The following is a 23,692-nucleotide window of genomic DNA, read 5'->3' on the forward strand; positions in this document are numbered from 1 at the left end:
AAGAAAATGAAGAAAAAAATATTCGCGAGCTTAGTAGTCGCTGGATTAAGTGTTATTTTAGTTGCCTGTGGGAATGGAGAAAAGACCGATTCTACAAGCACAAAAGAATCTTCTAGTGCAGTCAGTCAAAAAAAGACGATTGAAGTCGAAGGTAGTGAAGGAAAAGTCACCGTTCCAGTCAATCCTAAAAAGGTCGTTGTTTTCGACAATGGCTCACTAGACACGATTGATAAGCTGGGTGCTGGGGATGCAATTGTTGGGGCAGCAGTGGATAATTTACCCACTTACCTAGATAAATATACTTCTGTCGAATCAGCAGGTGGCATTAAAGAGCCGGACTTAGAGAAAATTAATCAAATGCAACCAGACCTGATTGTTATCTCTGGTCGTCAACAAGATTTTAAAGAGGACTTATCTAAGATTGCACCGACACTATTTTTATCAGTTGATACTAAGGATACATGGGCTTCTATTCAAAAAAATGTCACGACTTTAGGTAAAATTTTTGAGAAAGAGTCTGAAGCCAAAGAGGCGTTAGCGACCGTAGAAAAAGAAATTGCTGAAACTAAAGAAAAAGCAGAAAAAAGTGGTGAAAAAGCGCTAGTTGTTTTAGTTAATGAAGGACAGTTATCTGCATATGGACAAGGTTCACGTTTTGGGATTGTTCATGATACATTTGGTTTTGAACAAGCGGATGATAAGATTGAAGCATCTACCCATGGTCAAAGTGTCTCTTTTGAGTATGTCTTAGAAAAGAACCCTGATATTCTGTTTGTGGTTGATCGAACCAAAGCAATCGGTGGTGATGAAGCGCAAAATGATGTGGTCGATAATGAGTTAGTGAAACAGACAAAGGCAGGCAAAGCTGGTAAAGTCATTCAGCTATCTCCTGATGTTTGGTATTTAAGTGGGGGCGGATTAGAGTCAACTCACCTAATGTTGGAAGATGTCAATAAGGCTCTTAAATAAGTAATAGAATCAGATGAAAAGAGTGGGTTCGAACCCACTCTTTTTATTTATCTTTAGGTAGGTAACTGGGTGGATATTACCTAGTTGATTTACCTAGGTAAATTCCTATAGAAACGAGGGCATCATCAATCATTTGTTTGTTAGGTTGCTTTTTAAATAGATACGTGACAAATAAAACTTCTACTTGAATTTTATACGGACCTTCTATATAGTATGTAGAAAAGCAGGTGAAGCAGATGGATTTAGTAAAAAATGTGAACCTTATTTTTGCTCGGAATCAGCAGTTAGAGACCGAGCGGCTACTTTTGCGCCCAGTGACTTTGGCCGATTTAGAGGATATATATGAATACGGAAAAGATGAGGAAACCACTCGTTTTGTGTTTCCCACTTATCAAACGAAAGAGGATGCAGCGATCAGTATTGCCAACTTTTTTATGGCAGCACCATTAGGCAAGTATGGAATTGAGCGAAAAGAAACGCATCAGCTAATGGGCACTATTGAACTTCGTGTGACTGAAGGAAACGAGGTTGGCGAGTTGGGTTATGCTTTAAGTCGAAAGTTTTGGGGACAAGGGTTTATCCCAGAAGCGGCGATGGAACTTTTACGTTTTGGGTTTGAGGAGATGCGATTAAATAGGATTTATGCCATTCATGATGAAGACAATCCAAATTCCGGTCGAGTGATGGAGAAGATTGGACTTGTGAAAGAAGGGCGAATTCCTGCTGCTCGTAAAGTAAAAGGGAAAATTGTGACAGACATTCAGTATGGTCTGACAAAAGAAGCTTGGCTAAAAACGAAGTAGGATGAATAGATAATAGATTGAAGTATGAATGGAAAAAGAAGGGTGAGAGCGTGGGACGTTTAGCGATTATTAGTGATTTACATGTTGATATTAATCATTTTACAGAAATAGAACTTCAACAGTTAGTGGACGTCTTGTTGGCGGAACACGTGACTCATCTACATTTAGCGGGGGATACGGCTAATCGATTGGAGACTTGTCAAAAAGTCATTCAGTTTTTTTCTGGCAGCATCCCCACGACCTTTATTTTTGGCAACCATGAGCTTGCCGATGTGACAGGAGAAGCCATGATGGCTCATTTTCCAGACGACCATTTCTTAAATGAACGCTTTGTCCCACTTAATGAAAAGAAGGTTTTGTTAGGCTTCACTGGTTGGTATGATTATAGTTATTCGACAATGAAGACGACAGAAGAAATTGTTCGTTTGAAAAATCTTTATTGGTACGATCGATTGATTGATCGTGAGTTTTCTGATCCTGAAGTGAATCAGCTAGGTATTTTACGTTTAGAAAAAATTCTGAAGGACTTAGAAGAAAAAGAGTTGAAGGTTGTTTTGGCGACTCATTTTGTTCCCAAAAAAGAATTTATTGTCTATCAAACAGGTAAATATCAGCGATGGAATCAATTGAATGCTTTCTTAGGTTCAGAGGAGTTAGGGCAGTTGATTGATCGATTTCCCAATGTGGAGCGAGTCGTGTTTGGTCATACACATCGGAAATTTGAAGATACAAAGTTACAGCAAACAATTTATAGTTGCCGACCGTTTGGCTATTTTTATGAATGGCAGTTAACCAGAAGATTTATTCAAGAAAACCAATTGATGGAGAGCTTTCAAATGGCAAAAATTCGAAGTATTCTAAAGACCCATCAAGAGGCCTTCGATGAGTATAAAAAAAGCCATTTAAAGCAGGAATTTCAATCGTCAATGACGTTAATTGATTATTAGGAGGAAAAGGATGAAACGATGTGCGTGGGCTGAAGATCACGAGCTAGAGACGGTTTATCATGATACACAATGGGGGATTCCTGAACATGATGACCAAAAGCTATTTGAAATGTTGATGTTAGAGGCAATGCAAGCAGGATTGAGTTGGCTGACTATTTTGAAAAAAGTCGAGACATTCAAACAAGCCTATGATGATTGGGATTATCATAAAATTGCTTTGTATGATGAGCAAAAGGTAGAAGAGTTATTGAATGATCCCGGAATTATTCGGCATCCATTAAAAGTTAAGGCGGCGATTAATAACGCTCAAAAATTCATGGAAATTCAAGCCGAGTTTGATAGCTTTGATGCCTATATCTGGGGATTTGTTGACTATAAGCCACTTATGAATCATTGGGCTGAGAAAAAAGAGGTTCCCGGTTCAACAGAATTATCAGATGAAATTAGTAAGGATCTAAAAAAACGCGGCTTCAAATTTTTGGGAAGTACCACGGTCTATGCTTTTATGCAATCTGTGGGTATCGTCAACGACCATGTTGAAGACTGTTTTTGTAAGTATCTAACTGAATAAATCAAAGGGTAAATTTACGAGGACTAATTATAAAAAAACGTCTTGTTTTTTTGTCAGTATTAATTTTAACCTAAGTATAGTAAGTTTAATCATAAGTGGATTATATTGTTAGGAGTGGATTGATTATGAACAAAAAAGGAGTACGCTATTTACTTTTTTTATTATGTTAGTAGTAGGATACTATATATTTGTTGAAGATGGAATTGCTTCTGTACCCCCTGTTTATTCGGATAAAGAGAGGCTGGGTGTATGATACTTAAGAGCGCAAAGTAAGGGACCTTAATTTAATAGGGTCCTTTTTTTGTTCGTCCAACAGGTGCATGTCAACAAAAGAAAAATGCAAACAACAGCTACTTTAATTGACTCTGAGATGGGCGGAATTTTGGCAGAACATAGGTTATGGCACGGGAAGGGACAGTTGATTAAAGATTGAAAAATATGCTCGAGATACAACAATTGCTATTCCTGAGTTGGTCGCCCACTCAACTAGTCTCCGCCTTTTCAAATCATCTTTGATTGAAACCTATCTCAAACTTTAGCATAAAGCATATCCTCGTTATGTGTACGACCAATACACACTTATTAAGCAACTCGAAAAGGAGCCACCTCAAGCTATTCTTGACGAAGTATTCACACTTTGTATGAACTGAAAACCATACAGTGCAACAGGCTTCAAGGAAGCTGCAAGAAAACCAATCTTAAGAAACAAAGATGCCTCAGGTCTAGAAGATATGAAGATGGAAAAACGAACTGTTTGTATTCTTAGTTATGCATTTTTATAAAATAACATATGGTCTTTTTGCAATGCCTATGTAAACCTTTTTTTATGAGGTATAATAATGGGAATAAAAACAAAAAGGGGGCGGAAAAGAGATGGTTCCAATCTATATCTGTGAAGATGATGAGCAAATTAGAGGATTTATAGAAAAAGCAATTGAGTCATATTGTATGATTCAAGCCTATGATTTTAAAATCGCTGGCTCCTCTGCTTTGCCTCAAGAAATTATCAATCAAGTAAGAGAACATAGAAAACGAGGGATTTATTTTTTAGATGTTGATTTGAAGCAGGCAATGAATGGCTTCGATTTGGGTGTTGCGATTAGAAAAGAGGATCCTCGAGGGTTTATTGTCTACATAACCACGCATGATGAATTACTACAAGAAACGTTTCGTCATCGTTTGGAAGTCATGGATTACATAATTAAAGATGACAAAGAACATATTATTAAGCGGATAAAAGAGTGTCTTGATCATATTCACGCGCAAAATAATGATGTCAGTGCGAGTGAGGAGGCCTATTTCAAGGTGAGGGTCTTTGGTCGCGTGGCCCATATCCCTATAAAGGAAATTCTCTTTTTTGAGACGAGTAGCAAAAAGCATGTGGTCAACGTCTATACAGAAAAAGAGATGCTCGAATTCTCTGGAAATTTGACTGAGGTAAGTGAGCAGCTGCCGGAGACATTTGTAAGAGTCCATCGTTCTTTTTTAGCGAACCTCGGCAAAATGAAATCTTTTGATGCCAAAAATAATACACTGGAATTTTCGAATGGGGCGGTTTGTTATGTCTCTCGCAAAATGAAATCAACCGTGAAGGAGTATTGTTGATGAAGGAGACAATCTATTCATTTGTACTTCAGAATCTATGGCCGTTTCAAAGTGTCGGCGTTTTTTTGTCTCATTTGATCCAAATCCTCCTGATTAGTTTTCTGTTAAACGAAACCAAAAAATGGTTCACCAAGATCGGAATCGCTATTCTTGTTGCGTTTATTTTTATGCGAGTTGCCACTTGGCCTCAATTAATTCTATGGCTAGGCGTTTTTGGTTGGAATTCAGTTATTATTTTATGTACGATGATGGTTTACGGTCTTTATTTTTCTAGTATTCGTAAGCAGAAAGTCAGACAATTTTTATTAGCTTTTACTTTTGCCTATGCGGTGTACTACTTATCAGACTTTTTTGTCAGCTATATTGCAACTGCACTGTTTAGTCAAGGAAAGTATGTCGGTTATATAATGATATTGCCAACTATTTTAGTCTTTTTGCCGATGTTGGCGATTTATGGAATAAGTAAACGAATAAAGTTGAATGAGACGCTAACCCAAATTATGCGTTACAAATGGATTGTTTGGATTGTCTTAGCAAGTTTAGTGATTGTGATTGCTACAATAAATTATGTGCTGATACTTTCAATGGATAGTCTTACAGCTTTTCTTGTTACTGGAGAATCTGCAGCGTTATCTAAAACAACAAATGATATTTTCCTTATTCTATTTATTGTTTTTAGTGCAGTCTTGGTTTTAATATGGTTCTCCTCCTATTTATTTATGAATATGGAAAAAGTCGAGCAGCAGAAAAATGAGTTGATTCAGCAACAGTTGTACATACAGAAGTTAGAAGGTCTGCAGACAGAAATGAGAGCCGTTCGACATGACTATAAAAACATTATCTCAGGCATCTATTTGCAAGCAAAAGAGGGTGATAGTACCTCGGTTCAAGAGTATTTAGCTAATACGATGAATCAATTAGACGAGCAGATTAGCTCAAGTATTATGTTAAGTAGCCAGCTAGCTAACTTGAAGGTCATGGAATTGAAAAGCTTATTGTTAGTTAAATTGATGGAGCTTGAAAATGAAACCATCCGCTATACGATTGAGGTGCCTTATCCGATTGACTTCATCAAGATGGACATTAGTGATTTTACCCGGTGCTTGGGAATCCTCATTGATAATGCCAAGGAAGAAGTGCGCAAACAACCAGACGGCAGCTTAAGTATTTTGTTATTAAACGAGCCCGATGAACTAAACGTCATGGTCAAAAATACAATTATCGAAAAACCCTTGTTAAAGAAAATTTGGGAAGAAGGGTATTCGACAAAAGGGAGTAATCGTGGCTTAGGATTAAGTAGTTATCAACGAATTCTTACACGGTATGAATTTGTCTTGAAACAAACGTTTATTCAGGAACAAGAATTTATTCAAATTTTTAGTCTAGTGGGGAGGATGTCATGAACGAATTTTTGGATAGCATGCAATTATTTTATGTGAACTATTATATGCTTATAGATTTTATTTCGGGTTGGATTGCCAACATAATTCTGGTGTATACGCTCCAATTACTTATCAGACATAAGCGTCCAGTTTGGGTAAGCCTACTTACGGCACTGCTTTTTGAACTTGTCTCTTATGTAGGTAGTTTGATTCTTGGTATGTCAGGAATGACCGGTATCGTCCCTATTCTGTTTAACAATTTTCTTTTTGTTCTCGATTTGTTGATTTTGGTGGTCGCCTTCAAACTCTATCAAAAGAAGAACTACATACTTGTCTTTTTGGCGTTTATGATTAGTTATATCATTTGGATAGGAGGTGCCTATCTAACGTTGGGTCTGTTTTATAGCCTCATTGATTTATCAAAGTATGTCTTTTTGGGCACTTTTTTTTCTATGATAGCGACTCCTTTTGTGAGTGGCGTAGCCTACCTCATCTTGAAGCGATTAGATATTACGAGCAGAATTGTTCGAATTGCGAACTACAAGGCCTCTAGCTATATTGTAATGTTTGTGATTATTGTCAATGCAAGTATTTTGGCGTTTATTGTTTCTCTCTTTATGGAAGCAATGCAAGAGGTAGCGACCCTTCAATCCTTTGAGCCGCTACAAAATTATACGAACGAGATGGTGCTGATTCTTTTAGCAGATATTAGTTTTTCAGTGGTTTTAATCTGGTTCTCTTCTTATTTGTTTATGAACATGGAGAAGGTTGAGCGACAGAAAAATGAACTGATTCAGCAACAGCTGTACATACAGAAGTTAGAGAATTTACAGTCAGAGATGAAAACAATGCGTCATGACTACAAAAATATTATTTCAAGCATCTACCTGCAGGCAAAAGAGGGGGATATTTCAGCGATTCAAGATTATTTATCCAAGACAATGAATCATTTGGATGAGCAGATTGGTTCAAGCATCATGCTGAGTAGTCAGCTAGTCAATTTGAAGGTGATGGAGCTGAAGAGCTTGCTATTAGTCAAATTGATGGAGTTAGAGAATGAAAATATTCGCTATACCATTGAGGTTCCTTATCCAATTAATTCTATTAAGATGAGCATGAGTGATTTTACACGTTGTTTGGGTATCCTTATTGATAATGCCAAGGAAGAGGTTATGAAACAGAATCATGGTAGCTTAAGTATCGTGTTATTAAATGAAGCGGCTGAATTAAATGTTATGGTTAAAAATTCAATTGTTGAAAAACCCTTGTTACAGAAAATCTGGGAGGAAGGATACTCAACGAAAGGAATGAGTCGTGGACTTGGCTTAAGTAGTTATCTGAATATTATCAGTCGTTATGAATTTGTCTTGAAGCAAACCAAGATTTCTGCTGAGGAGCAGGAATTTATCCAATCATTTAGTGTCATGAAATAAGCAAATTTATGACCATTGGGGATTATTTTTAAACCGAAAGGGATAAAAATAATCTTTTTTTTTGCGTATAAAAGTATAGTGATATCGGTGATGATATGAATATAATCTTATTTGTAACCAGTATAAGTATTCTATACTGGGAAAAGGGCTATCCTCTAATGAAGCCCAAGTATTTTTTGGCGATTTTAGGTGTCGGGATTCTTTGTTTACTCGCATATTATCAGTTTGTTGTCAGTATCTTTATTGCCGGGATTGCCTTTAGTTTATTTTTGAAGCAAACAATGTACCACCAGAGTAAAGCCCAAAAGTATGCAATTCTCACCTGTATATTGTTGTATCTCATTGAGTTTGTTCTTTCGCGTATTATCCAATCAGGTTTTGGTGTGGAAAGAGGCTTGACGCTTAAAGTTGAACAGTATTTTTACGACTTTTTAATTGAATTTCACCTGTTTTATGTGTTTTTCACAACGTTATGTTTACAAACTAAGATGCAGTTTAGGAATGAAAATTGACCGTTTAGGAAAATAAAGCAAACGAGGACAAAGGAGAGGGTATACTTTTTATAGATAAACTTTATAGGGGTGAAAACATGATTGAAGTGAAAAATTTAACAAAAGATTATGGCAAAGTAATAGGGGCAAATAATGTGAATTTAGTTGCTCGACCAGGCGAAATTACAATCCTTTTGGGAGGAAATGGCGCGGGGAAATCAACGACAATCAAAAGCATCATTGGGTTATTAAAGTATAAAGGTGAGATTACTATTTGTGGGCAACCCAATTTGAGTGTCGAAGCAAAGCGTAATTTTGGCTACATTCCAGAAACGCCTGTGTTGTATGATATGTTAACGATTAAGGAGCACATTGATTTTATTGGAAATTCGTATGGTGTTGTCAATTATGAGAAAAAAGCGGATAAGTATTTATCATTGTTTAGAATTCAAGAGAAAAAACAGACCATTGCCAAAGAGTTATCAAAAGGTATGCGTCAAAAGTTATCGATGACATTGGCTCTGATGATTGAGCCTAAAGCGTTACTAGTAGATGAGCCAATGATGGGGCTAGATCCAAACAGCATTCAAGACACGTTAAGAATTATGGAGCTGCTGAAGAGTCAAGGAACAAGTATTTTGATGAGCACGCACATTATTGATATGGTCGATGACATTTGGGACCATGCGTACATTATGAAAAAAGGCAAAGTTTTAGCGGATGTTTCGCGTAATGAGTTGGAAGGCAAATCATTGAAGCAGTTATACTTTGAGTTAAATGACGGAGATGAGAGCAATGAAGCGCTGATTGACGAATTGAATGGCGTAAAGGAAGGTGTTTCTTATGAAGCAGCTAACTAAGTTATATTTTGCTAAAAAGAAAGCCAAAATTCGTAATATATTTTCGAAACCAACCTCAGCAATCATCACACTTATCGTTATCGCTATTATGGGTGTCGGGTTGATGCCTTTGTTCAAGAAAAACGATAATCCACCATTAGATGGAGAATTGGTTGTTATTTTTAGTGTTGTGGCGTTAGTCTTTATGTTATTTATGTTTGCCACATTTATGCTCCAAAGTAAACAAGCTCTATTCTTTGAAGAGGATTCGTATTATTTATTTATCGGTCCATATACTAATAAGCAGATACTAGGGTATACGCTGATTGATGCGGTATTCCAAAGTCTGATGTGTGCTTTAGTGATTACGGGTATCTTGTTTATGATGGCGATACAGGTTTGTGTCTTGCCGATAGGATACATAGTGAATCTGTTTCTTACCAATACCTTGGCCTACTTTTTGTTGATTGTCTTTACGCAATACATCTATCTAAAGGATTTAATCAGAGGAGCAAAAAGTCAGACAAGAAAGTATTTAGTTCTAGCGATTGTTGTAGCGATTGTCGGCTTTATTGTTTATAATGTCCTGCAGAATGAATTGAAAATTGACGAAGCGATTCGAGGGTTTGTCTATCAAAAGGAATTTTATTATGTTCCGTTTATTGGTTGGGCGAAAAGTGCGTTTGACACCGTAGATGGGAATATTTTAGGGATATTGATTCCTTATGCACTCTTCCTAGCTTGTAGCATTTTCCTTTCAATTCTGACTGTTCGTGCGAAAGGCGATTTTTATGAACAAGCAATGATTGATGCACATGATTATAGTGAATATTATAAACGAGCGATGGCTGGAAAGACAGAAGAGGCCAATCAAAAAGTGGTGGATTCTACGGTGAATTATCGACCGTATGCAGGTGCTATTCTTTCAAAAAATATTTTAGTTATGAAAAAAACGAGAAAATTCTTCAAGACAAACGATTACTTTAGTATTGCGATGGTTGTTGGGATGGGGGCTTTGATCGCCAATAAAAGCTTTATCCTTTATGTTGGTTTTACCATATTTTATTTGATAATGAATGTCGGTGAATCAGCACTGGAAGAGGATTTGAAAAATAATTATATCTATTTGATTCCTGATAAGGCGATTAAAAAGCTCTTCTATGCGTTACTTATTCCTATCTGCAAAACGCTGTTAATGTCTATTATTATGATGTTACCGTCTCTTTTTCTGGTGAAGCCAGACATGAAAGAGTTTCTCGCTGGTTTAGTCATCGTGTTGTCCTTTGTGTTCGTTCTATACGCAGGAAATGTATTATCACTGCGTGTGATGAAAACAAGAAGCAACCAAATGATCAATTCAACGCTTAGAATGTTTGTTACGGCAGCTGTTTTAGCACCAAGTGTCGGTATTGTCTACTTGTTATACAAACTAAACGGTGACTTGACGGCAGCAATTAATGTCTTAATCCCTGTGACACTGCTCTTTAACTTTGGCTTATCTGGTGCTATTCTTTATGGCTGTTCTTCAATGATGAACGGCAATGCACTGCAAGCAGATTAATCAAAAAATTGAAGAAAACCTAGACAACTGGAAGCGCAAGAATCGAAATAAGGATTCTTGCGCTGTTTTGGATGATGTTCAGTGGGGATTGTTGGTTCTAAAAAACTAAACCAGACGTACATCACAAAAAACAAACTAGGAGCTACCCGATAATTTCACTAATAGTCTGCCACAGCTTCTTTGTCGCATAATTTTTTTATTTTATTGTTATCTCTCCAGACGCTATAGTTTAGGGTAGATAAGAATTTCTATGTAGAGGGTAGTGGAGCCTTTGTTATTGTGAAAAAAATTTACACCGTTTGAAAGAGTTTCATTTTAAAAATGAATGAAGGCGTAATAGATTCCTTCAAGAACAACATGAACGATCGAAAATAGAGCCGCTTGAAGCGTGCGAAAAATGGTATTCTGTACTTTACTTTGTTTGTAATAGGTTTGAAACTTCGTAAGTAGAGAATAACAGATAACTATAATTACACAACCTATAAGAATACGCTATACTATAGACATGGGTACCTCCTTTTTTTGTTCATTCATGTGTTACTTCCCGTTTGGTTATAAGTTTATTATACGTTCAATATGCGGGGAGTTTATCAGTCTAAGGACGTACTTTTTTTGAAACAACCTAACAGTTTTGAAAGAAGAGATGAGTATTCGTCGTATGGGTTATTAGGCCTAGGCAAGAATCAAACATCTCGATAACTAGAAGATTCTAGTGACTAAGAGACAGCTACTTGCTGTAGACAAGGTAAATCATTTCGTTTCACCTACTTATTCTATTAAGAGTTTCATCTAATGGAGATGGGCTAAGTGCATGAGTTAGTTTTCTTTATAGCAGTCAGTAAATAAAATCATTAAGGGATACGAGCAAGGATAGTAATCCAGAGGTATACAGTTGCATGTAAGTGTATACCTCTGGATTACTATTAAAAGAAGTTTATCCTGTTATAAGGAAAATGTGGCGTAATATTATATTGCCCTATTGTAAAGATTAAAAGTAAGTAATAATAAGCTCATAGATAGATTTTATAAAAATATAGAAAAACTCTTGACCTACAAATATAAAGCGGATACAATGATTACAGATGAGTTAGTAAGTACGATAAACTAACTAATCGAAAATGTAGAGTACGAGCGTATGAAATTCTATCATTTTTGATGAATGCGGTTTCTTTGGACTGAAAAATTTTTTCTGCAGAGAGTTGAAAACACATAATCTAAAATAAGACACTCATTATTATAGTAGAAAGAGCTGGTATGAACAAGAGGGCATTATTTAATAAAAATAAATTATATAGAGATTGGAGAACACTATGAAGATAATAAATCCCATAATCAAAGGGTTTAATCCAGATCCATCAATTATTAGAGTAGATGATACTTATTATATCGCTAATTCGACATTTGATTGGTTTCCGGGAGTTCAAATCCACGAATCAAAAGACTTGATTAATTGGCAGTTGATTACTCACCCTTTAGATACGGTTGAGTTACTAGACATGAAAGGTAATATAGATTCTGGTGGAATTTGGGCACCTGATTTATCGTATGCGGATGGAAAATTTTGGTTAGTCTATACGGATGTAAAAGTTGTAAATGGTGCATTTAAAGATTGTATGAACTATTTAACGACAGCGGATTCAATCTATGGGCCGTGGAGTAAGCCAATTCAGTTAAATGGTGTTGGATTTGATAGTTCATTATTTCATGATGATGATGGCCGTAAATATCTCCTACAAATGGAGTGGGACCACAGAGAATATCATCATCCGTTTAATGGGATTAAGTGCACGGAATATTCTGTTTCAGAAAAACGTTTATTGCCTGAAACAAGTAAAATTATCTGGCATGGCACCGATGTTAAACTAGTTGAAGGACCTCATCTGTATAAGCTATTTGGTCAATATTACTTGTTCTGTGCTGAAGGCGGAACGACTTATTCTCATCAAGAGGTTGTTGCACGTTCAAATTCAATCTATGGAGAGTATGAAAGTCAATCAGAAGCGTTTCTAACAGCATTTGGTCATCCAGACAATCCACTTCAAAAATGCGGTCATGGTTCTTTAGTAAATACACCAGATAACGAATGGTATTTTGCGCACTTGACAGGTAGACCTTGGCATCATGAAACTGAATCCAGTCATGACCCACGTGGATGGTGTACATTGGGAAGAGAAACGGCTATCCAAAAAGTTGAATGGGATGAAGCTGGGTGGCCTTACATTGTTGGAGGGCGACAAGGAAGCTTAGAAGTGGATGCTCCTAAAAACGCATCGGTTCATGAATACAAACCGAATTATTTAGTGAAAGATGATTTCGAAAATGAACAATTGAATATCCATTTTAATACGTTACGTGTTCCCTTTACAGAAAAAATAGGTCGAATTGAAGAGAGTCATTTAATCTTAAATGGCTTGGGTAGTCTAGCTAATTTAAATAATAATTCTTTAGTGGCAAGAAGATGGGAAGCTTTTGAATTAGATGCAGAGGTGAAGGTGAATTATGAACCAGTCACCTATCAGCAAATGGCAGGACTAACTAACTTCTATAACAGCCAACATTGGTCAATGATTCAAATTACGTGGAATGAGAAGAACGGGCGAGTTATTGAACTCACAGAGAATAATCGAGGCGTTTTTACTAGCTATTTAAAAGATGAGGCAATTGCAATCCCTAATGAGGTTGAGTATGTGTATTTCAAAACAAAAATTCGTACACAGTTTTATACGTATCTTTATTCCTTCGATGGAATAAATTGGCTAGAGGTCCCAGTAAAACTAGATGCAAAAGTTCTATCTGACGATTATGTTAATGAAACGCACGGTGGTTTCTTTACAGGGGCATTTGTCGGTATGGTGAATGTTGACTATTCAGGGTATAACTTGGAAGCAAAATTTGATTATTTTAAATATGAAGTGAGATAAGGTTCTGCAAAGAGAGGCACTCATTTTCTGAAAGGAAGAGAGAAGATGAACGATGAGATTTTATTTTCAATGAAAAATATTGAAAAGAGTTTTGGTAAAGTCAAGGTATTAAAGAAAGCCCAACTTGAAGTTCGAAAAAGTGAAATTCATGCTTTTATGGGTGAAAATGGCGCAGGAAAATCAACCTTAATGAACATATTATCTGGGCTCCTAGAAAAGGATGCAGGAGAAATTATTTTTGAAGGAAAAGAAATCAAAAAAATGACTCCGGATTTAGCCACTGAATTGGGGATTGGGTTTGTTCATCAAGAACTAAATTTGGCCGAAGACTTATCTGTAGCGGAGAATGTTTTTATTGGAAGACTCCCCTATACAAATCGTTTCTTAGGGATTGTTGATTTCAAAAAGTTACATCAAGAAACGGAACATTGGCTGAATATGGTAGGAGCAAAAGTAAACCCAACAGACATTGTCAGTACGTTGTCTACCGCAAATAAACAGTTAATTGAAATTGCAAAAGCGCTTAGCCTGAATGCCAAAGTAATCATTTTTGATGAACCAACAACATCTTTATCTGATAAAGATGTTGAAGTACTCTTTATAATCATTCGAAGATTAAAAGAAAAAGGCTTTTCAAGTATTTATATTTCACATCGAATGAAAGAAATTTTTGAACTAGGTGAGCGAATTACGATTATGAGAGACGGCGAATTTATCGCTACCTCAGAAGTTAAGGAATTATCAGAAAAGCAGATTATTTCAATGCTAGTTGGTCGAGAAATCAAAGATCTTTATCCGAAAGAGGCAACGGAAATAGGAGCGCCGTATTTGAGGGTACAAAACTTAAAGGATAAAAATGATAAGGTGAAAGAAGTCAGTTTTGTGGCAAAAAGAGGAGAGGTACTCGGTTTTGCTGGACTTGTTGGAAGTGGTCGGACAGAAACAATGCGACTTTTATTTGGAGCTGATTCGTTAAAGTCTGGAGAAATTATGATTGATCAGAAGCCAGTCCGCATTAAATCACCAACTGATGCAATCAAACATGGAATTTGTCTGCTGACAGAAGATAGAAAGCATCAGGGCTTAATGGCTAGTTTATCCATCAAAGATAATATTACGATTACCACCTTAAACAATGCAGTCATTCGTGCGCAAGACTTGATAGATAACGCGAACGAATCGGTCAAGAAGGTTAATATCAAAACGAGCAATATTGAAAATCCGGTTTCAAGTTTATCTGGTGGGAATCAGCAGAAAGTTGTTTTAGCAAAATGGCTTAACACAGATAATCAAATTTATATATTTGATGAGCCAACCAAAGGGATTGATGTAGGTGCAAAATCAGAAATTTATGCCATTATCAACCAGCTTGCTATAAAGGGAAAAACGATCTTAATTGTTTCTTCAGAGATACCTGAGCTATTAGGGATTTGTGATAGAATTCATGTGTTTCATGAAGGAACCATTACAGGTGAAGTAAACGTATCAGAATATAAAGGTAGAGAAGATGAAGTACAAGAATTGATTATGACATATGCCACAATGAATCAGTAAGTCAATAAGGATCAGTTCATCAAAGATAATGGCTTCTCAAATTATCCAAAATGAAAAATGATAGGAGTATAGACATGGAGATTACAAAAGGTGACAAAAATAGTGAAAAGAAGAAGTGGAATTTAAAAACGATATTTATGAATTATTCAGTCTATCTGGTTTTAATTGTACTGATTGGCTATTTTTCAATTGCAAATGCTGACTTTTTAAGCACATACAATATGGAAAATTTTCTTCAGCAAATACCTCCTGTAGGCATACTTACAGTGGCTTATGCTATGGTTCTTATTTGTGGTTACGTTGATTTATCAATCGGTTACGTTGGAATGGCTTCTGGAATGGTGGGGTTATATGCCTCGAATCATGGGTTTCCACCAGTTGTTGTTATAGCGATTTCTTTAGCTGTAGGGGCGTCGTTAGGTACGATTAATGCACTTCTAATTAAAAAGTTTGATTTACCTGCATTTATTCTAACCTTGGGAACGAGTTATGTTATCAAAGGAATGTTAGGCTTTTTTACAGATGAACAGTTTATTGGTTCTGATAAAGAGTGGTTCAATAAACTAGCAAAAACGCCAATCGGAACAGATGTCTTTAAAAGTAATGCGTTAATTTTTGTGATTGTTGTTATTATTTTTGCTTTTGTTATGAAGAAAACTCGATTGGGTAAATATACCTATGCTGTGGGGTCAAATCAAGAAGCAGCCAGACTATCAGGGATTAATACGGATATGCACATTGTCAAAGTGTTTATTATTGAAGGAATGTTAGCAGCAATTGCCGGTTTGTTAATTGTTTCTAATTTGAATGGTGGCGCTTCAAAAGACGCAAATGGCCTAGATTTGTTTGCCATGGCAGCTGCTATCATGGGTGGAACTTCGTTTAGTGGAGGTATCGGAACTATTGGAGGCGCAGTTGCAGGTATTCTCACACTACAAATATTTAAGAATGGCTTGACCTTAATGGGGGTTAATTCATTCTTGCAAGATACGGTCACAGGATTGGTCATTATTTTTGCGATTATTATTGATTATCTGAAGAGAAAAGCAGGTCGTCAGTCATAATAAATAGTATAAAAAAGAAACGGATCAGGGGGAAATGAATCATGTTGAAAAAAGGAAAAATTGCTTTAACAGGTTTGATGGCTGTAATGCTTCTATTGGTGGCAGGCTGTAGTGGTGGCGGAAGTTCGGCTAGTAGTGATTCGAAAAAAACACTCTATTTCATTCCAATCGTTGACACAGGAGCTTACTGGAATCCAATGAAAAAAGGGGCTGAGGATGCGGCTGAAAAACTCGGCTATACTTTAGTGACGAAAACATCTCCATCGGCTGAACCAAGTAAAAAAGAAAAACATATCGGTTTTGTTAAAGAAGCAACGGCTAAAAAGGTAGCTGGGATTGCCATTGCTCCGATTGAGAAAAAAGCGTTTGTAGATTCAATAAAAACTGCAATGGACAAAGATATACCTGTAATTACCTTTGACGCAGATTTGGAAAATGAAGCAGATAGAACAGCGTATGTGGGGACAGATAATGTATCTGCCGGAAAAGAACTAGGAAAACAAGCTGCTGAAGAGATGAAGACAAAAGGTATTACAGGCGGAACAATCGCTATTGTCTGTGTGGATGTGGCACAGCCAACAATGATTGATCGAGAAAAAGGCTTAAAAGAAGGCTTTGAAGAAGTTTATGGTTCAGATGCTAGTAAGTTTAAGTTTTTGGCAACAATCCAAGATAACGACCAACCCTCAGAATCAAAAAAACAATTAGAAGGCTATATTTCTGCGAACAAAGATTTAGTTACTGTATTTTCTTTAGGTTCTGAAGGACCTGACGTGGGCGTAATGAGTGCATTAGAATCACAAGGGAAATCTGGCGAAATCTTACATTATGGTTTTGATTACACAGACACTTGGTTAAAAGGTGTTGAAGACGGAAGAATTACTGCGATTGTAGATCAAGATGCGTATCAAATTGGTTACCAAGTAATTGAAAATCTTGTAAAATCAATTGATGGAGAAAAAATTGAAAAAACAATTCCGATCGATGTGAAGTATGTAAAAGCTGATGAACTAAAGAAATATGGCGAAGAAAAGAGCAAGATTAAAACAGAATCTGCTGAGGATGCTGTACAAGAAAGTACAGATCAAAGTAAGTAGATTAAATGAAATCATAAAAGAAAAAATGATAGCATGTTCTCAAAAAGAACAGCCTATCATTTTTTTCTTTATTCTAAGTATCAAATTTAGGCAATCATTATTTTTGGGTTTGATAATGCTCATAGGCGACAATCCATTCGCTAGGGGTTATTTTTTGCATCAACTTACCGATTAGTGCGTAAGGGATTGTTTTAGGATTCGTAAAACGAATACAGCTTTTGCCCATATTTAATTTTGTTGCAACCTGTTCTTTGTAGGCCTCTTCAAACCATGATAAAAGTTTGTGATTATCCATAATGCCCATATGATAGACGGCCAAATGATTCTTTTGGGCGGCCAATGAAACAAAGGGGAGAGGTTCGTTGGCTCTATTTAAATAACCGTTTGGATAGGCAGAAAGTGGTACAACAAATGTAGGGGAGCCGTATTGTAAGACTAACTCAAATCCATCAGGTAAGTTGTTTAACAAAGTCTCTTTCATTAAAAAATAGCTAGAGTGCCACTTCTCTGGTAGATTTGCTTCATATTCTTCAATCGTTTGCATAAAAAACTCCCTTCGTGTGAATGTTTTTATTTATATTTAACACCTTGTTTTAATAACTGAATCATCTCTAGTTTTCGTTTTTGTCGAGTGGCTTCTTGCTTGGCACTGTAAACATATCTCGCCCAATTTCGTTGGTAACCTGGAGTGAGTGATTTGAAAAACTCAAGTGCCTGTGATTCATCAGCTAATTCTTTTTCAAGCATTGGAATGAACGTTATATAATCACCAACGGATTGACTAGCGCCCTTCTTTACATTTTTTTTAGCAACGCGTTTTAAACCAACCAACGTGTAAATGTCATCGAGCTTGACCATCTGATTAAATTTGTAGTCACTGTTAGGGATGTAACCATCTTCGTCATTCACTTGAAGGGTTGGGAAAATCTCATCTCTGTGAACAAAGGTTTCAAATTTTTGATTCCCTTTTTTAGGATAGGCAATTAGAAGACGCCCGCCAGGAACTAAAAGATTCTTTTCTACAATGTCTAAGGTCTGTGTTTTTAATTCTTCCACCGTTTGAATAAATAGGATAATGGTTTCTACAGGTCTTATTGGATAGGTAACAGATACGGTCAATTCAGAAAAATAGTCTGCTGAAGGTCGATTTAAGATAGTGACAGCTTGTGTTTCAAATAGTCTTAGTTTTTGTAATAGTGTCTGTGCCATATATCAGCACCCCTCTCTTTAGAAAAGTATACACGAGAACAAGGGGAAAATGCCACTGATTTTATTTGAGAGAAAACCTTCTGTGTAAAAGGAATGAGTGATGAGAGACAAGCTGTCAGAGGGTGTTTATTTTACGCGTTTTTTAGCGGTCAGATGTATGATAAAAAACTCAGATTTGGCTATTTCGACGATTTCCGTTAAAATAAAGAGTCGTGACAAATTAGAGAAGATTGCGAGGAACCAAAATGTTTACGGAAGAAAGTTTTGACGTATTTACGATAGATGGACTGGAAAATAGAATGGCTGCTATTCGAACAAACATCCAACCGGTTTTTCAGGAGTTAGATGATGCTTTCAAAGTGTTACTTGAAAAAGAAGTCAATGAGGAGTTATTTGTTCACATTGCGCAACATCGTAGACGGACGGTTTATCCTCCTGAAAATACTTGGTCAGCTATTAGTAGAAAAAAACGTGGGTACAAAATGGAGCCGCATTTTCAGTTAGGCATCTTTCCCGACTATGTATTTATGTGGCTGTCATTTATCGATAATCCGAAAAATGAAAAAGAAATGGCTCAGGTCTTGCTGGACCATCCGACATTGTTTGAGAAGCTACCAAAAGATACGATGGTGTCGTTTGATCATACGATTGAGAAGGTGGAACCGTTAGCGCAAGTCGATTTAGCAAAAGGGCTCACTCGTTTTCGAGATGTCAAAAAAGGGGAGTTTCAGATTGGGCGAATTATCCCCAAAGAAAGTTCACTATGGGAGAACCCAGCTGAGGCGAAACAATATATGTGGGAAACGTACGAATTCTTGTTACCAATCTATCATGAAACGATTGGTTTTTCGCCTAATTAAAAAGCATAGGTTAGTAGAGTGACTCGTGTATAGAAATGTGAATCAAAAATTGAATGGAGAAGGAGCAAAAAAAATCATGACATTTGAAGAAATTTTACCAGAATTAAAGAATGGGAAAAAAATCTTGCGTAAAGGCTGGAGTGGGTTTGAGCTGTACGTCACATTAGTTTCCGGGGACGAGTTTGAGGGCTGCCCTGTCACGCCTTATCTATTGATTAAAACATCAGATGAGGGATTTTCTAGTTTTGCCCCAACTGTTTGCGATATTCTAGCAGAAGATTGGGTGATTGTTGAAGGATGAGCACGGTTGTCTATGAGGAGTTCACGGATCAAACTGTGCTAGTCACGGGTGCGGGCTCGGGAATTGGTTATGCACAAGCTAAAGCTTTTTTAGAGCAAGGTGCGAATGTCTATGGATTGGATCAACAAAATGCACGCATGCTTCAGTTAAAAGCAGATTTTCCTAAGACGTTTGCTTTTCAAGTGGGGGATGTCAAAGAGTTATCGGTCTTGACCTTAACCGTTGAAGCTTGTCGTCATCGTTTTGGAAAGATTGATATTTTACTGAATACAGCAGGGATTTTGGACGGTTATCGGCCGTTATTAGAGACAAGTGAAGAGCTGTGGGATGAACTGATGGCAGTGGACCTAAAAAGTGTCTTTCGCCTAACAAAACTCGTTTTGCCGGAGATGATTGAGCGGGCTTCAGGAACGATTATTAATATGGCTTCGATTGCGAGTCTAGTTGCAGGTGGGGGCGGTATTTCCTATACGGCTGCCAAACACGCCATTGTCGGATTCACAAAACAGTTAGCTTTGGATTATGCCGATAAAGGAATCTTCGTTAAAGCGATTGCTCCAGGTGCGATTCAAACGCCGATGAATCAAGCGGATTTTGAAGGCGATGGTGCAATGGCCAAATGGGTTGCAGAGGAGACGCCAATGAAACGCTGGGCTCAGCCAGAAGAAGTGGCGGCCTTGACTTTATTTTTAGCGAGTCAGCAATCAAGTTATATGCAAGGCGATGTTATCCCGATTGATGGCGGCTGGCTGTTAAAATAAATTTACCTCTTGAAAATACTAATTTTTGGCGTATTATAGAATGCAGTGGGTTTACCCACACTGTGACACTTCAGCTGGAGTGAGAGCTCCCATCCTTTGGTCACAGTTACAAGCAAGAGCAATCTTGTAAAGGAGAATGACAAATGAATAACAACACACGTACTGCTCGTTGGACAGTCACACAAACAGCTAGAATGGCTCTTATAACAGGGTTATATGTGGCCGTCACCGTCGTTTTATCCGTGATAAGCTTTGGTGCAATTCAAATTCGCTTATCAGAGATGTTTAATTACCTTTCTTTATTTAATAAACGCTCTATCATTGCGGTGACATTAGGTGTAGCAATCGCCAATATGGCTTCACCACTAGGGTTGATTGATGTGGTTGTGGGCAGTGTCTCAACCTTTATCGTCTTAGTTGTGAATCATTATGTAACGAGAAGACTGAAAAAAATGTCTCATAAAATGATTGTGACCGCGCTAATGTTCGCTTTTTCAATGTTCACTGTGGCCGGACAATTGACTATTTTCTATGATGCGCCATTTTTTTTTAATTGGGTCATCATCGGGTTAGGAGAACTGGTATCAATGACAGTCGGCGGAGTAATCATTCATTGGATAAGTAAAAAAATTGATTTAACCAAATAATTTCAAAAGATTTGAACACTAGGCTTTCTATTATAGATATACGCCATCCAAAAGAAATTTTTTTTGGGTGGCGTATTTTTTATAAAAAGCTTTAGCAATTCGTACAGCAGTTTATCTCTTTTAGTGTCTATTTTAGCTAATCGCTCAAAAGCTCCTGATTATTTCTGTAAGACCAATGAAGGAATTCGGTTTCGAATAAAAATTCCTAGATAACCAGCTGCGACAGCTTTTAAAATTCCTGGTAGGATAAAGAGGACAAAACCAGAAGAAAAGGCGGTTTGCCAGCTCATGTCTGCACTGAACTTTAACCAAACTGTTCCGAAGACCAAAGTGACCATAGCGCCAACAATATTGGCGATGATAGCCCAGGCATAATTGAAGGATTTCCATTCCAAAATCGCTCCAGTGATGAGGCCGTTAAAAATGAAGCCAATCAGATAGCCTCCCGTTGCCCCAAATAAGACGCCTAAACCACTAGACATACCAGCAAAGACTGGTAAACCGATAAGACCTAAAAGCAAATAAATAAGAATCGCATAAGTCCCTGTTCGTTTGCCCAGTAATGTCGCGGTTAAGCCGACAGCTAGTGTTTGCCCAGTTAAGGGAATCAGCCCTAGTGGAATTGTAAATTGTGAGAGTACGGCGATAATTGCCGCAAATTCTGCCGCAAGAATCCATTCTTTTAGTGAAGTTTTCATATACATTTTCCTTTCGTTAACCTATAATAATTTATCGGTTAACGAAAGTGTAATCGATTTTAAAAAAAATGTATAGTATTTTTTTTATAAGTCATCTTATCAAGAACTTCGGAAAAAGAAATTTTGTGGTTTTTAACTTGATAGATTATCTGCGTAGAAAAAAGCCAAAGCCTAAACTAGTAAGATTTTGACTTATGTTTTAGTAGTTGGTATAAACTCGGTATCGAAGTGTGGGTGCTTTGTAATCAATAGGTGAAAAATAGCTTCCGGCGTTTCAGATAAATGACAAAAAACGATAAAATTAAACTAAAGACGAAACCTAAGACTAAAATGACAATAAATAATGGCTGTGTGTGGAGCCAAATATTTAGATTATAGAAAGCATCAGCGATAGGTTGCTGAACCGTTTTTTGTAAAGTGGACACAGCTGTCTGATACATTTCAAGCGTGTAGTCATCACCTAAAGAAAAACTGTGTGGCCCATAGCTTTGGTTTCCAATCGCTGTAAAGCCAAATGTTAAGTTACCACTAGTAAATACCCCAAAGGCAATATTTGCTAAAACGAATAGACCAAAACCAATATTTCCTAATGCATATAGGCCGAAAGAAGCATCACCAATAGCCAGAAGACCAATCGCAAAAACGCCAATGGAAAATAGACCAGTAGATAAAATACCCAGTGAAATCAAACCGCGTGCAAGTAGGCCGATACTGAGCAGCCCTTTAGCGCGTACCCCGATTGAGATAATTCCATTTGCTTGTGGAATGGCTCGCATAAAGATTGATTGACTACTAAAAAAAAGAGTAGAATAAGGATTGATTTTTCTGATTATTGGCAAAACAATATGTACGAGTGGTTTTCCAAAAATCTGTCGTGCACTTTTATACTCATAGTATTGTGGGACCATTCGCTCGTTTAGTAAATCATCAACCGTTGTGTTCAGTAAGTCGGCAATTTTAGGTAAGGTATTCAAATCTGGATAGCCTTTTCCACTTTCCCATTTTGAGACCGTCTTATCAGAAACAAATAATTGATCAGCGAGCTGCTTTTGTGTGAGATGTCTGTTTTTTCGATAATGTTTCAGTTGTTCTCCTAAATTCATATAAATTCTCCTTCACTTGTCGAGTCTTCTATAAGATAAGTATACTCAATTGGCATAAAAAGTCACTCTACTCTTCGTAGAAAGTGCATGAAACCAAGGTTTGTAGAATATGTGAAGGCGAGCAATTTAAAAAATCATCAGAGAGTATTTCAAAAAGAAGGGAGTAAATGTAGAGATTGATTTCAACTATTCCCGTTAGAGTTTGTGGTGAATTTTAGTAATTACAAAAAAATATAGGTTGATATGGCCGATAATGTGTGGTGTACAGTATACTTGCTTTATAAGAGAGCTCGACATTTTTTTTACAAATTTATGGATAGTAATTCTCAAAATTAATGATAGAAAAGGATGGAAGTGAAATGAAAAAAATGAAGGTCAGAGTTCGTATTGATCGACCGATTGGGTATACTGATGATTATGGAAATGTCTATCCAATAAACTATGGGTTTGTTCCAGGAGTGATAGGCGGCGATGGTGAAGAACAAGATGTGTATATTATTTCAAAGAAGGTAACTAGTGCATTAGAGGAATTCGAAGGACAGCTTGTTGCTATTATACATAGGAAAAATGATATTGAGGATAAGTGGGTAGCAACTTCAAGTGGTGAAGGTTTAACAAAAAAGGAGATAGCCGAGCAAACGTACTTTATAGAACAATATTTCGACTCGACTATTGAACTTCTATAAAAGTGAAAACGATGTTGGTTTCTATTACCAATCTAGATAAATTGGTAATAGAACGGATACATTAAATGGTTTCATTTCTAAAATAGCCCTAATGTAGGCTTTAACTTAAAAAAATAAAGAACAATAGGAAGTAGAGATAAGACTAACGATAAACAGCCATTTCATAAATGATTTTCTCCAACCAATATAG

At 36.8% G+C, this 23,692-nt stretch carries 23 protein-coding genes; 19 read left to right on the forward strand and 4 right to left on the reverse strand.

Annotation, left to right across the window (positions count from 1 at the left end; genetic code table 11):
* Positions 1–6: 6 nt before the first annotated feature.
* The 14 genes from IGI37_RS01945 to IGI37_RS02010 all read left to right on the forward strand — a co-directional run bounded on the left by IGI37_RS01945 (position 7) and on the right by IGI37_RS02010 (position 17,237).
* The gene (locus IGI37_RS01945) at positions 7–969 is read left to right on the forward strand and encodes a siderophore ABC transporter substrate-binding protein (RefSeq protein WP_438759717.1); all 963 of its coding nucleotides are present in this window, start codon (positions 7–9) and stop codon (positions 967–969) included.
* 236 nt (positions 970–1,205) lie between these two features.
* Positions 1,206–1,772: a GNAT family N-acetyltransferase gene (locus tag IGI37_RS01950; protein WP_438759718.1), complete on the forward strand. Its 567-nt coding sequence runs from the start codon at positions 1,206–1,208 to the stop codon at positions 1,770–1,772.
* Between the two features lie 50 nt (positions 1,773–1,822).
* Entirely contained in the window at positions 1,823–2,719 is an 897-nt protein-coding gene (locus IGI37_RS01955) for a metallophosphoesterase (RefSeq protein ID WP_438759719.1), read from the forward strand.
* Positions 2,720–2,729: 10 nt separating this feature from the next.
* Positions 2,730–3,290 (forward strand): DNA-3-methyladenine glycosylase I, encoded by a 561-nt coding sequence (locus tag IGI37_RS01960; RefSeq protein WP_438759720.1) that lies wholly within the window; start codon positions 2,730–2,732, stop codon positions 3,288–3,290.
* Between the two features lie 873 nt (positions 3,291–4,163).
* Positions 4,164–4,895: a LytR/AlgR family response regulator transcription factor gene (locus IGI37_RS01965; RefSeq protein WP_438759721.1), complete on the forward strand. Its 732-nt coding sequence runs from the start codon at positions 4,164–4,166 to the stop codon at positions 4,893–4,895.
* Complete coding sequence (locus IGI37_RS01970) at positions 4,895–6,298, forward strand: sensor histidine kinase (protein WP_438759722.1); 1,404 nt, start codon at positions 4,895–4,897, stop codon at positions 6,296–6,298. Before IGI37_RS01965 ends, IGI37_RS01970 begins: the two co-directional genes overlap by 1 nt.
* Positions 6,295–7,710: a sensor histidine kinase gene (locus tag IGI37_RS01975; RefSeq protein ID WP_438759723.1), complete on the forward strand. Its 1,416-nt coding sequence runs from the start codon at positions 6,295–6,297 to the stop codon at positions 7,708–7,710. The genes IGI37_RS01970 and IGI37_RS01975 overlap by 4 nt, the downstream gene beginning before the upstream one ends.
* 158 nt (positions 7,711–7,868) lie before the next feature.
* Positions 7,869–8,222: a hypothetical protein gene (locus IGI37_RS01980; protein WP_438759724.1), complete on the forward strand. Its 354-nt coding sequence runs from the start codon at positions 7,869–7,871 to the stop codon at positions 8,220–8,222.
* Between the two features lie 77 nt (positions 8,223–8,299).
* Positions 8,300–9,061, forward strand: coding sequence for an ABC transporter ATP-binding protein (locus IGI37_RS01985; protein ID WP_438759725.1), 762 nt, complete (start codon positions 8,300–8,302; stop codon positions 9,059–9,061).
* Positions 9,045–10,601, forward strand: coding sequence for a putative ABC exporter domain-containing protein (locus tag IGI37_RS01990; protein WP_438759726.1), 1,557 nt, complete (start codon positions 9,045–9,047; stop codon positions 10,599–10,601). Before IGI37_RS01985 ends, IGI37_RS01990 begins: the two co-directional genes overlap by 17 nt.
* A 1,310-nt stretch (positions 10,602–11,911) precedes the next feature.
* Positions 11,912–13,522 (forward strand): glycoside hydrolase family 43 protein, encoded by a 1,611-nt coding sequence (locus IGI37_RS01995; RefSeq protein ID WP_438759727.1) that lies wholly within the window; start codon positions 11,912–11,914, stop codon positions 13,520–13,522.
* A 45-nt stretch (positions 13,523–13,567) separates the two neighbouring features.
* Positions 13,568–15,076 (forward strand): sugar ABC transporter ATP-binding protein, encoded by a 1,509-nt coding sequence (locus IGI37_RS02000; RefSeq protein WP_438759728.1) that lies wholly within the window; start codon positions 13,568–13,570, stop codon positions 15,074–15,076.
* 74 nt (positions 15,077–15,150) lie between these two features.
* On the forward strand, positions 15,151–16,140 hold the full coding sequence (locus IGI37_RS02005; protein WP_438759729.1) for an ABC transporter permease: 990 nt from the start codon (positions 15,151–15,153) through the stop codon (positions 16,138–16,140).
* A gap of 41 nt (positions 16,141–16,181) precedes the next feature.
* A complete protein-coding gene (locus tag IGI37_RS02010; protein ID WP_438759730.1) occupies positions 16,182–17,237 on the forward strand; it encodes a sugar ABC transporter substrate-binding protein in 1,056 nt (351 codons plus the stop codon).
* A 97-nt stretch (positions 17,238–17,334) separates the two neighbouring features.
* Here IGI37_RS02010 and IGI37_RS02015 read toward each other — a convergent pair whose 3' ends face one another.
* A complete protein-coding gene (locus tag IGI37_RS02015) occupies positions 17,335–17,781 on the reverse strand; it encodes a DUF1801 domain-containing protein (RefSeq protein WP_438759731.1) in 447 nt (148 codons plus the stop codon).
* A 26-nt stretch (positions 17,782–17,807) separates the two neighbouring features.
* On the reverse strand, positions 17,808–18,446 hold the full coding sequence (locus tag IGI37_RS02020) for a YdeI/OmpD-associated family protein (protein ID WP_438759732.1): 639 nt from the start codon (positions 18,444–18,446) through the stop codon (positions 17,808–17,810).
* Positions 18,447–18,691: 245 nt separating this feature from the next.
* Between IGI37_RS02020 and IGI37_RS02025 the strand changes: the two genes are divergently transcribed.
* The 4 genes from IGI37_RS02025 (at position 18,692) to IGI37_RS02040 (ending at position 21,015) form a co-directional block, all read left to right on the forward strand.
* Positions 18,692–19,306 carry a DUF1054 domain-containing protein gene (locus IGI37_RS02025; protein ID WP_438759733.1) on the forward strand — a complete coding sequence of 205 codons (615 nt, stop codon included), beginning with the start codon at positions 18,692–18,694 and terminating at the stop codon, positions 19,304–19,306.
* A gap of 76 nt (positions 19,307–19,382) precedes the next feature.
* Positions 19,383–19,607, forward strand: coding sequence for a DUF2829 domain-containing protein (locus IGI37_RS02030; RefSeq protein ID WP_438759734.1), 225 nt, complete (start codon positions 19,383–19,385; stop codon positions 19,605–19,607).
* Positions 19,604–20,368 (forward strand): 3-oxoacyl-ACP reductase, encoded by a 765-nt coding sequence (locus IGI37_RS02035; protein ID WP_438759735.1) that lies wholly within the window; start codon positions 19,604–19,606, stop codon positions 20,366–20,368. The genes IGI37_RS02030 and IGI37_RS02035 overlap by 4 nt, the downstream gene beginning before the upstream one ends.
* Positions 20,369–20,511: 143 nt before the next feature.
* Positions 20,512–21,015: a QueT transporter family protein gene (locus IGI37_RS02040; RefSeq protein WP_438759736.1), complete on the forward strand. Its 504-nt coding sequence runs from the start codon at positions 20,512–20,514 to the stop codon at positions 21,013–21,015.
* 158 nt (positions 21,016–21,173) lie between these two features.
* Here the strand turns inward: IGI37_RS02040 and IGI37_RS02045 are convergent, their stop codons facing one another.
* Entirely contained in the window at positions 21,174–21,713 is a 540-nt protein-coding gene (locus IGI37_RS02045; protein ID WP_438759737.1) for a biotin transporter BioY, read from the reverse strand.
* A gap of 245 nt (positions 21,714–21,958) precedes the next feature.
* On the reverse strand, positions 21,959–22,816 hold the full coding sequence (locus tag IGI37_RS02050) for a helix-turn-helix domain-containing protein (RefSeq protein ID WP_438759738.1): 858 nt from the start codon (positions 22,814–22,816) through the stop codon (positions 21,959–21,961).
* Between the two features lie 359 nt (positions 22,817–23,175).
* Here IGI37_RS02050 and IGI37_RS02055 point away from each other — a divergent pair, with 359 nt between their 5' ends.
* Positions 23,176–23,502 (forward strand): inorganic pyrophosphatase, encoded by a 327-nt coding sequence (locus IGI37_RS02055; RefSeq protein WP_438759739.1) that lies wholly within the window; start codon positions 23,176–23,178, stop codon positions 23,500–23,502.
* Positions 23,503–23,692: the final 190 nt, after the last annotated feature.

Origin of the sequence: Enterococcus sp. AZ194 (assembly GCF_051713825.1) — a bacterium.
In the GTDB taxonomy this organism is placed as follows: domain Bacteria; phylum Bacillota; class Bacilli; order Lactobacillales; family Enterococcaceae; genus Enterococcus_K.

What these genes read in the sequence shown, in the direction of transcription:
- IGI37_RS01945 (WP_438759717.1), top strand. Translation starts at nt 7, where the DNA reads ATGAAGAAAAAAATATTCGCGAGCTTAGTAGTCGCTGGATTAAGTGTT.
- IGI37_RS01950 (WP_438759718.1), top strand. Translation starts at nt 1,206, where the DNA reads ATGGATTTAGTAAAAAATGTGAACCTTATTTTTGCTCGGAATCAGCAG.
- IGI37_RS01960 (WP_438759720.1), top strand. Translation starts at nt 2,730, where the DNA reads ATGAAACGATGTGCGTGGGCTGAAGATCACGAGCTAGAGACGGTTTAT.
- IGI37_RS01965 (WP_438759721.1), top strand. Translation starts at nt 4,164, where the DNA reads ATGGTTCCAATCTATATCTGTGAAGATGATGAGCAAATTAGAGGATTT.
- IGI37_RS01970 (WP_438759722.1), top strand. Translation starts at nt 4,895, where the DNA reads ATGAAGGAGACAATCTATTCATTTGTACTTCAGAATCTATGGCCGTTT.
- IGI37_RS01975 (WP_438759723.1), top strand. Translation starts at nt 6,295, where the DNA reads ATGAACGAATTTTTGGATAGCATGCAATTATTTTATGTGAACTATTAT.
- IGI37_RS01980 (WP_438759724.1), top strand. Translation starts at nt 7,869, where the DNA reads ATGAAGCCCAAGTATTTTTTGGCGATTTTAGGTGTCGGGATTCTTTGT.
- IGI37_RS01985 (WP_438759725.1), top strand. Translation starts at nt 8,300, where the DNA reads ATGATTGAAGTGAAAAATTTAACAAAAGATTATGGCAAAGTAATAGGG.
- IGI37_RS01990 (WP_438759726.1), top strand. Translation starts at nt 9,045, where the DNA reads ATGAAGCAGCTAACTAAGTTATATTTTGCTAAAAAGAAAGCCAAAATT.
- IGI37_RS01995 (WP_438759727.1), top strand. Translation starts at nt 11,912, where the DNA reads ATGAAGATAATAAATCCCATAATCAAAGGGTTTAATCCAGATCCATCA.
- IGI37_RS02000 (WP_438759728.1), top strand. Translation starts at nt 13,568, where the DNA reads ATGAACGATGAGATTTTATTTTCAATGAAAAATATTGAAAAGAGTTTT.
- IGI37_RS02005 (WP_438759729.1), top strand. Translation starts at nt 15,151, where the DNA reads ATGGAGATTACAAAAGGTGACAAAAATAGTGAAAAGAAGAAGTGGAAT.
- IGI37_RS02010 (WP_438759730.1), top strand. Translation starts at nt 16,182, where the DNA reads ATGTTGAAAAAAGGAAAAATTGCTTTAACAGGTTTGATGGCTGTAATG.
- IGI37_RS02015 (WP_438759731.1), bottom strand. Translation starts at nt 17,781, where the DNA reads ATGCAAACGATTGAAGAATATGAAGCAAATCTACCAGAGAAGTGGCAC.
- IGI37_RS02020 (WP_438759732.1), bottom strand. Translation starts at nt 18,446, where the DNA reads ATGGCACAGACACTATTACAAAAACTAAGACTATTTGAAACACAAGCT.
- IGI37_RS02025 (WP_438759733.1), top strand. Translation starts at nt 18,692, where the DNA reads ATGTTTACGGAAGAAAGTTTTGACGTATTTACGATAGATGGACTGGAA.
- IGI37_RS02030 (WP_438759734.1), top strand. Translation starts at nt 19,383, where the DNA reads ATGACATTTGAAGAAATTTTACCAGAATTAAAGAATGGGAAAAAAATC.
- IGI37_RS02035 (WP_438759735.1), top strand. Translation starts at nt 19,604, where the DNA reads ATGAGCACGGTTGTCTATGAGGAGTTCACGGATCAAACTGTGCTAGTC.
- IGI37_RS02040 (WP_438759736.1), top strand. Translation starts at nt 20,512, where the DNA reads ATGAATAACAACACACGTACTGCTCGTTGGACAGTCACACAAACAGCT.
- IGI37_RS02045 (WP_438759737.1), bottom strand. Translation starts at nt 21,713, where the DNA reads ATGAAAACTTCACTAAAAGAATGGATTCTTGCGGCAGAATTTGCGGCA.
- IGI37_RS02050 (WP_438759738.1), bottom strand. Translation starts at nt 22,816, where the DNA reads ATGAATTTAGGAGAACAACTGAAACATTATCGAAAAAACAGACATCTC.
- IGI37_RS02055 (WP_438759739.1), top strand. Translation starts at nt 23,176, where the DNA reads ATGAAAAAAATGAAGGTCAGAGTTCGTATTGATCGACCGATTGGGTAT.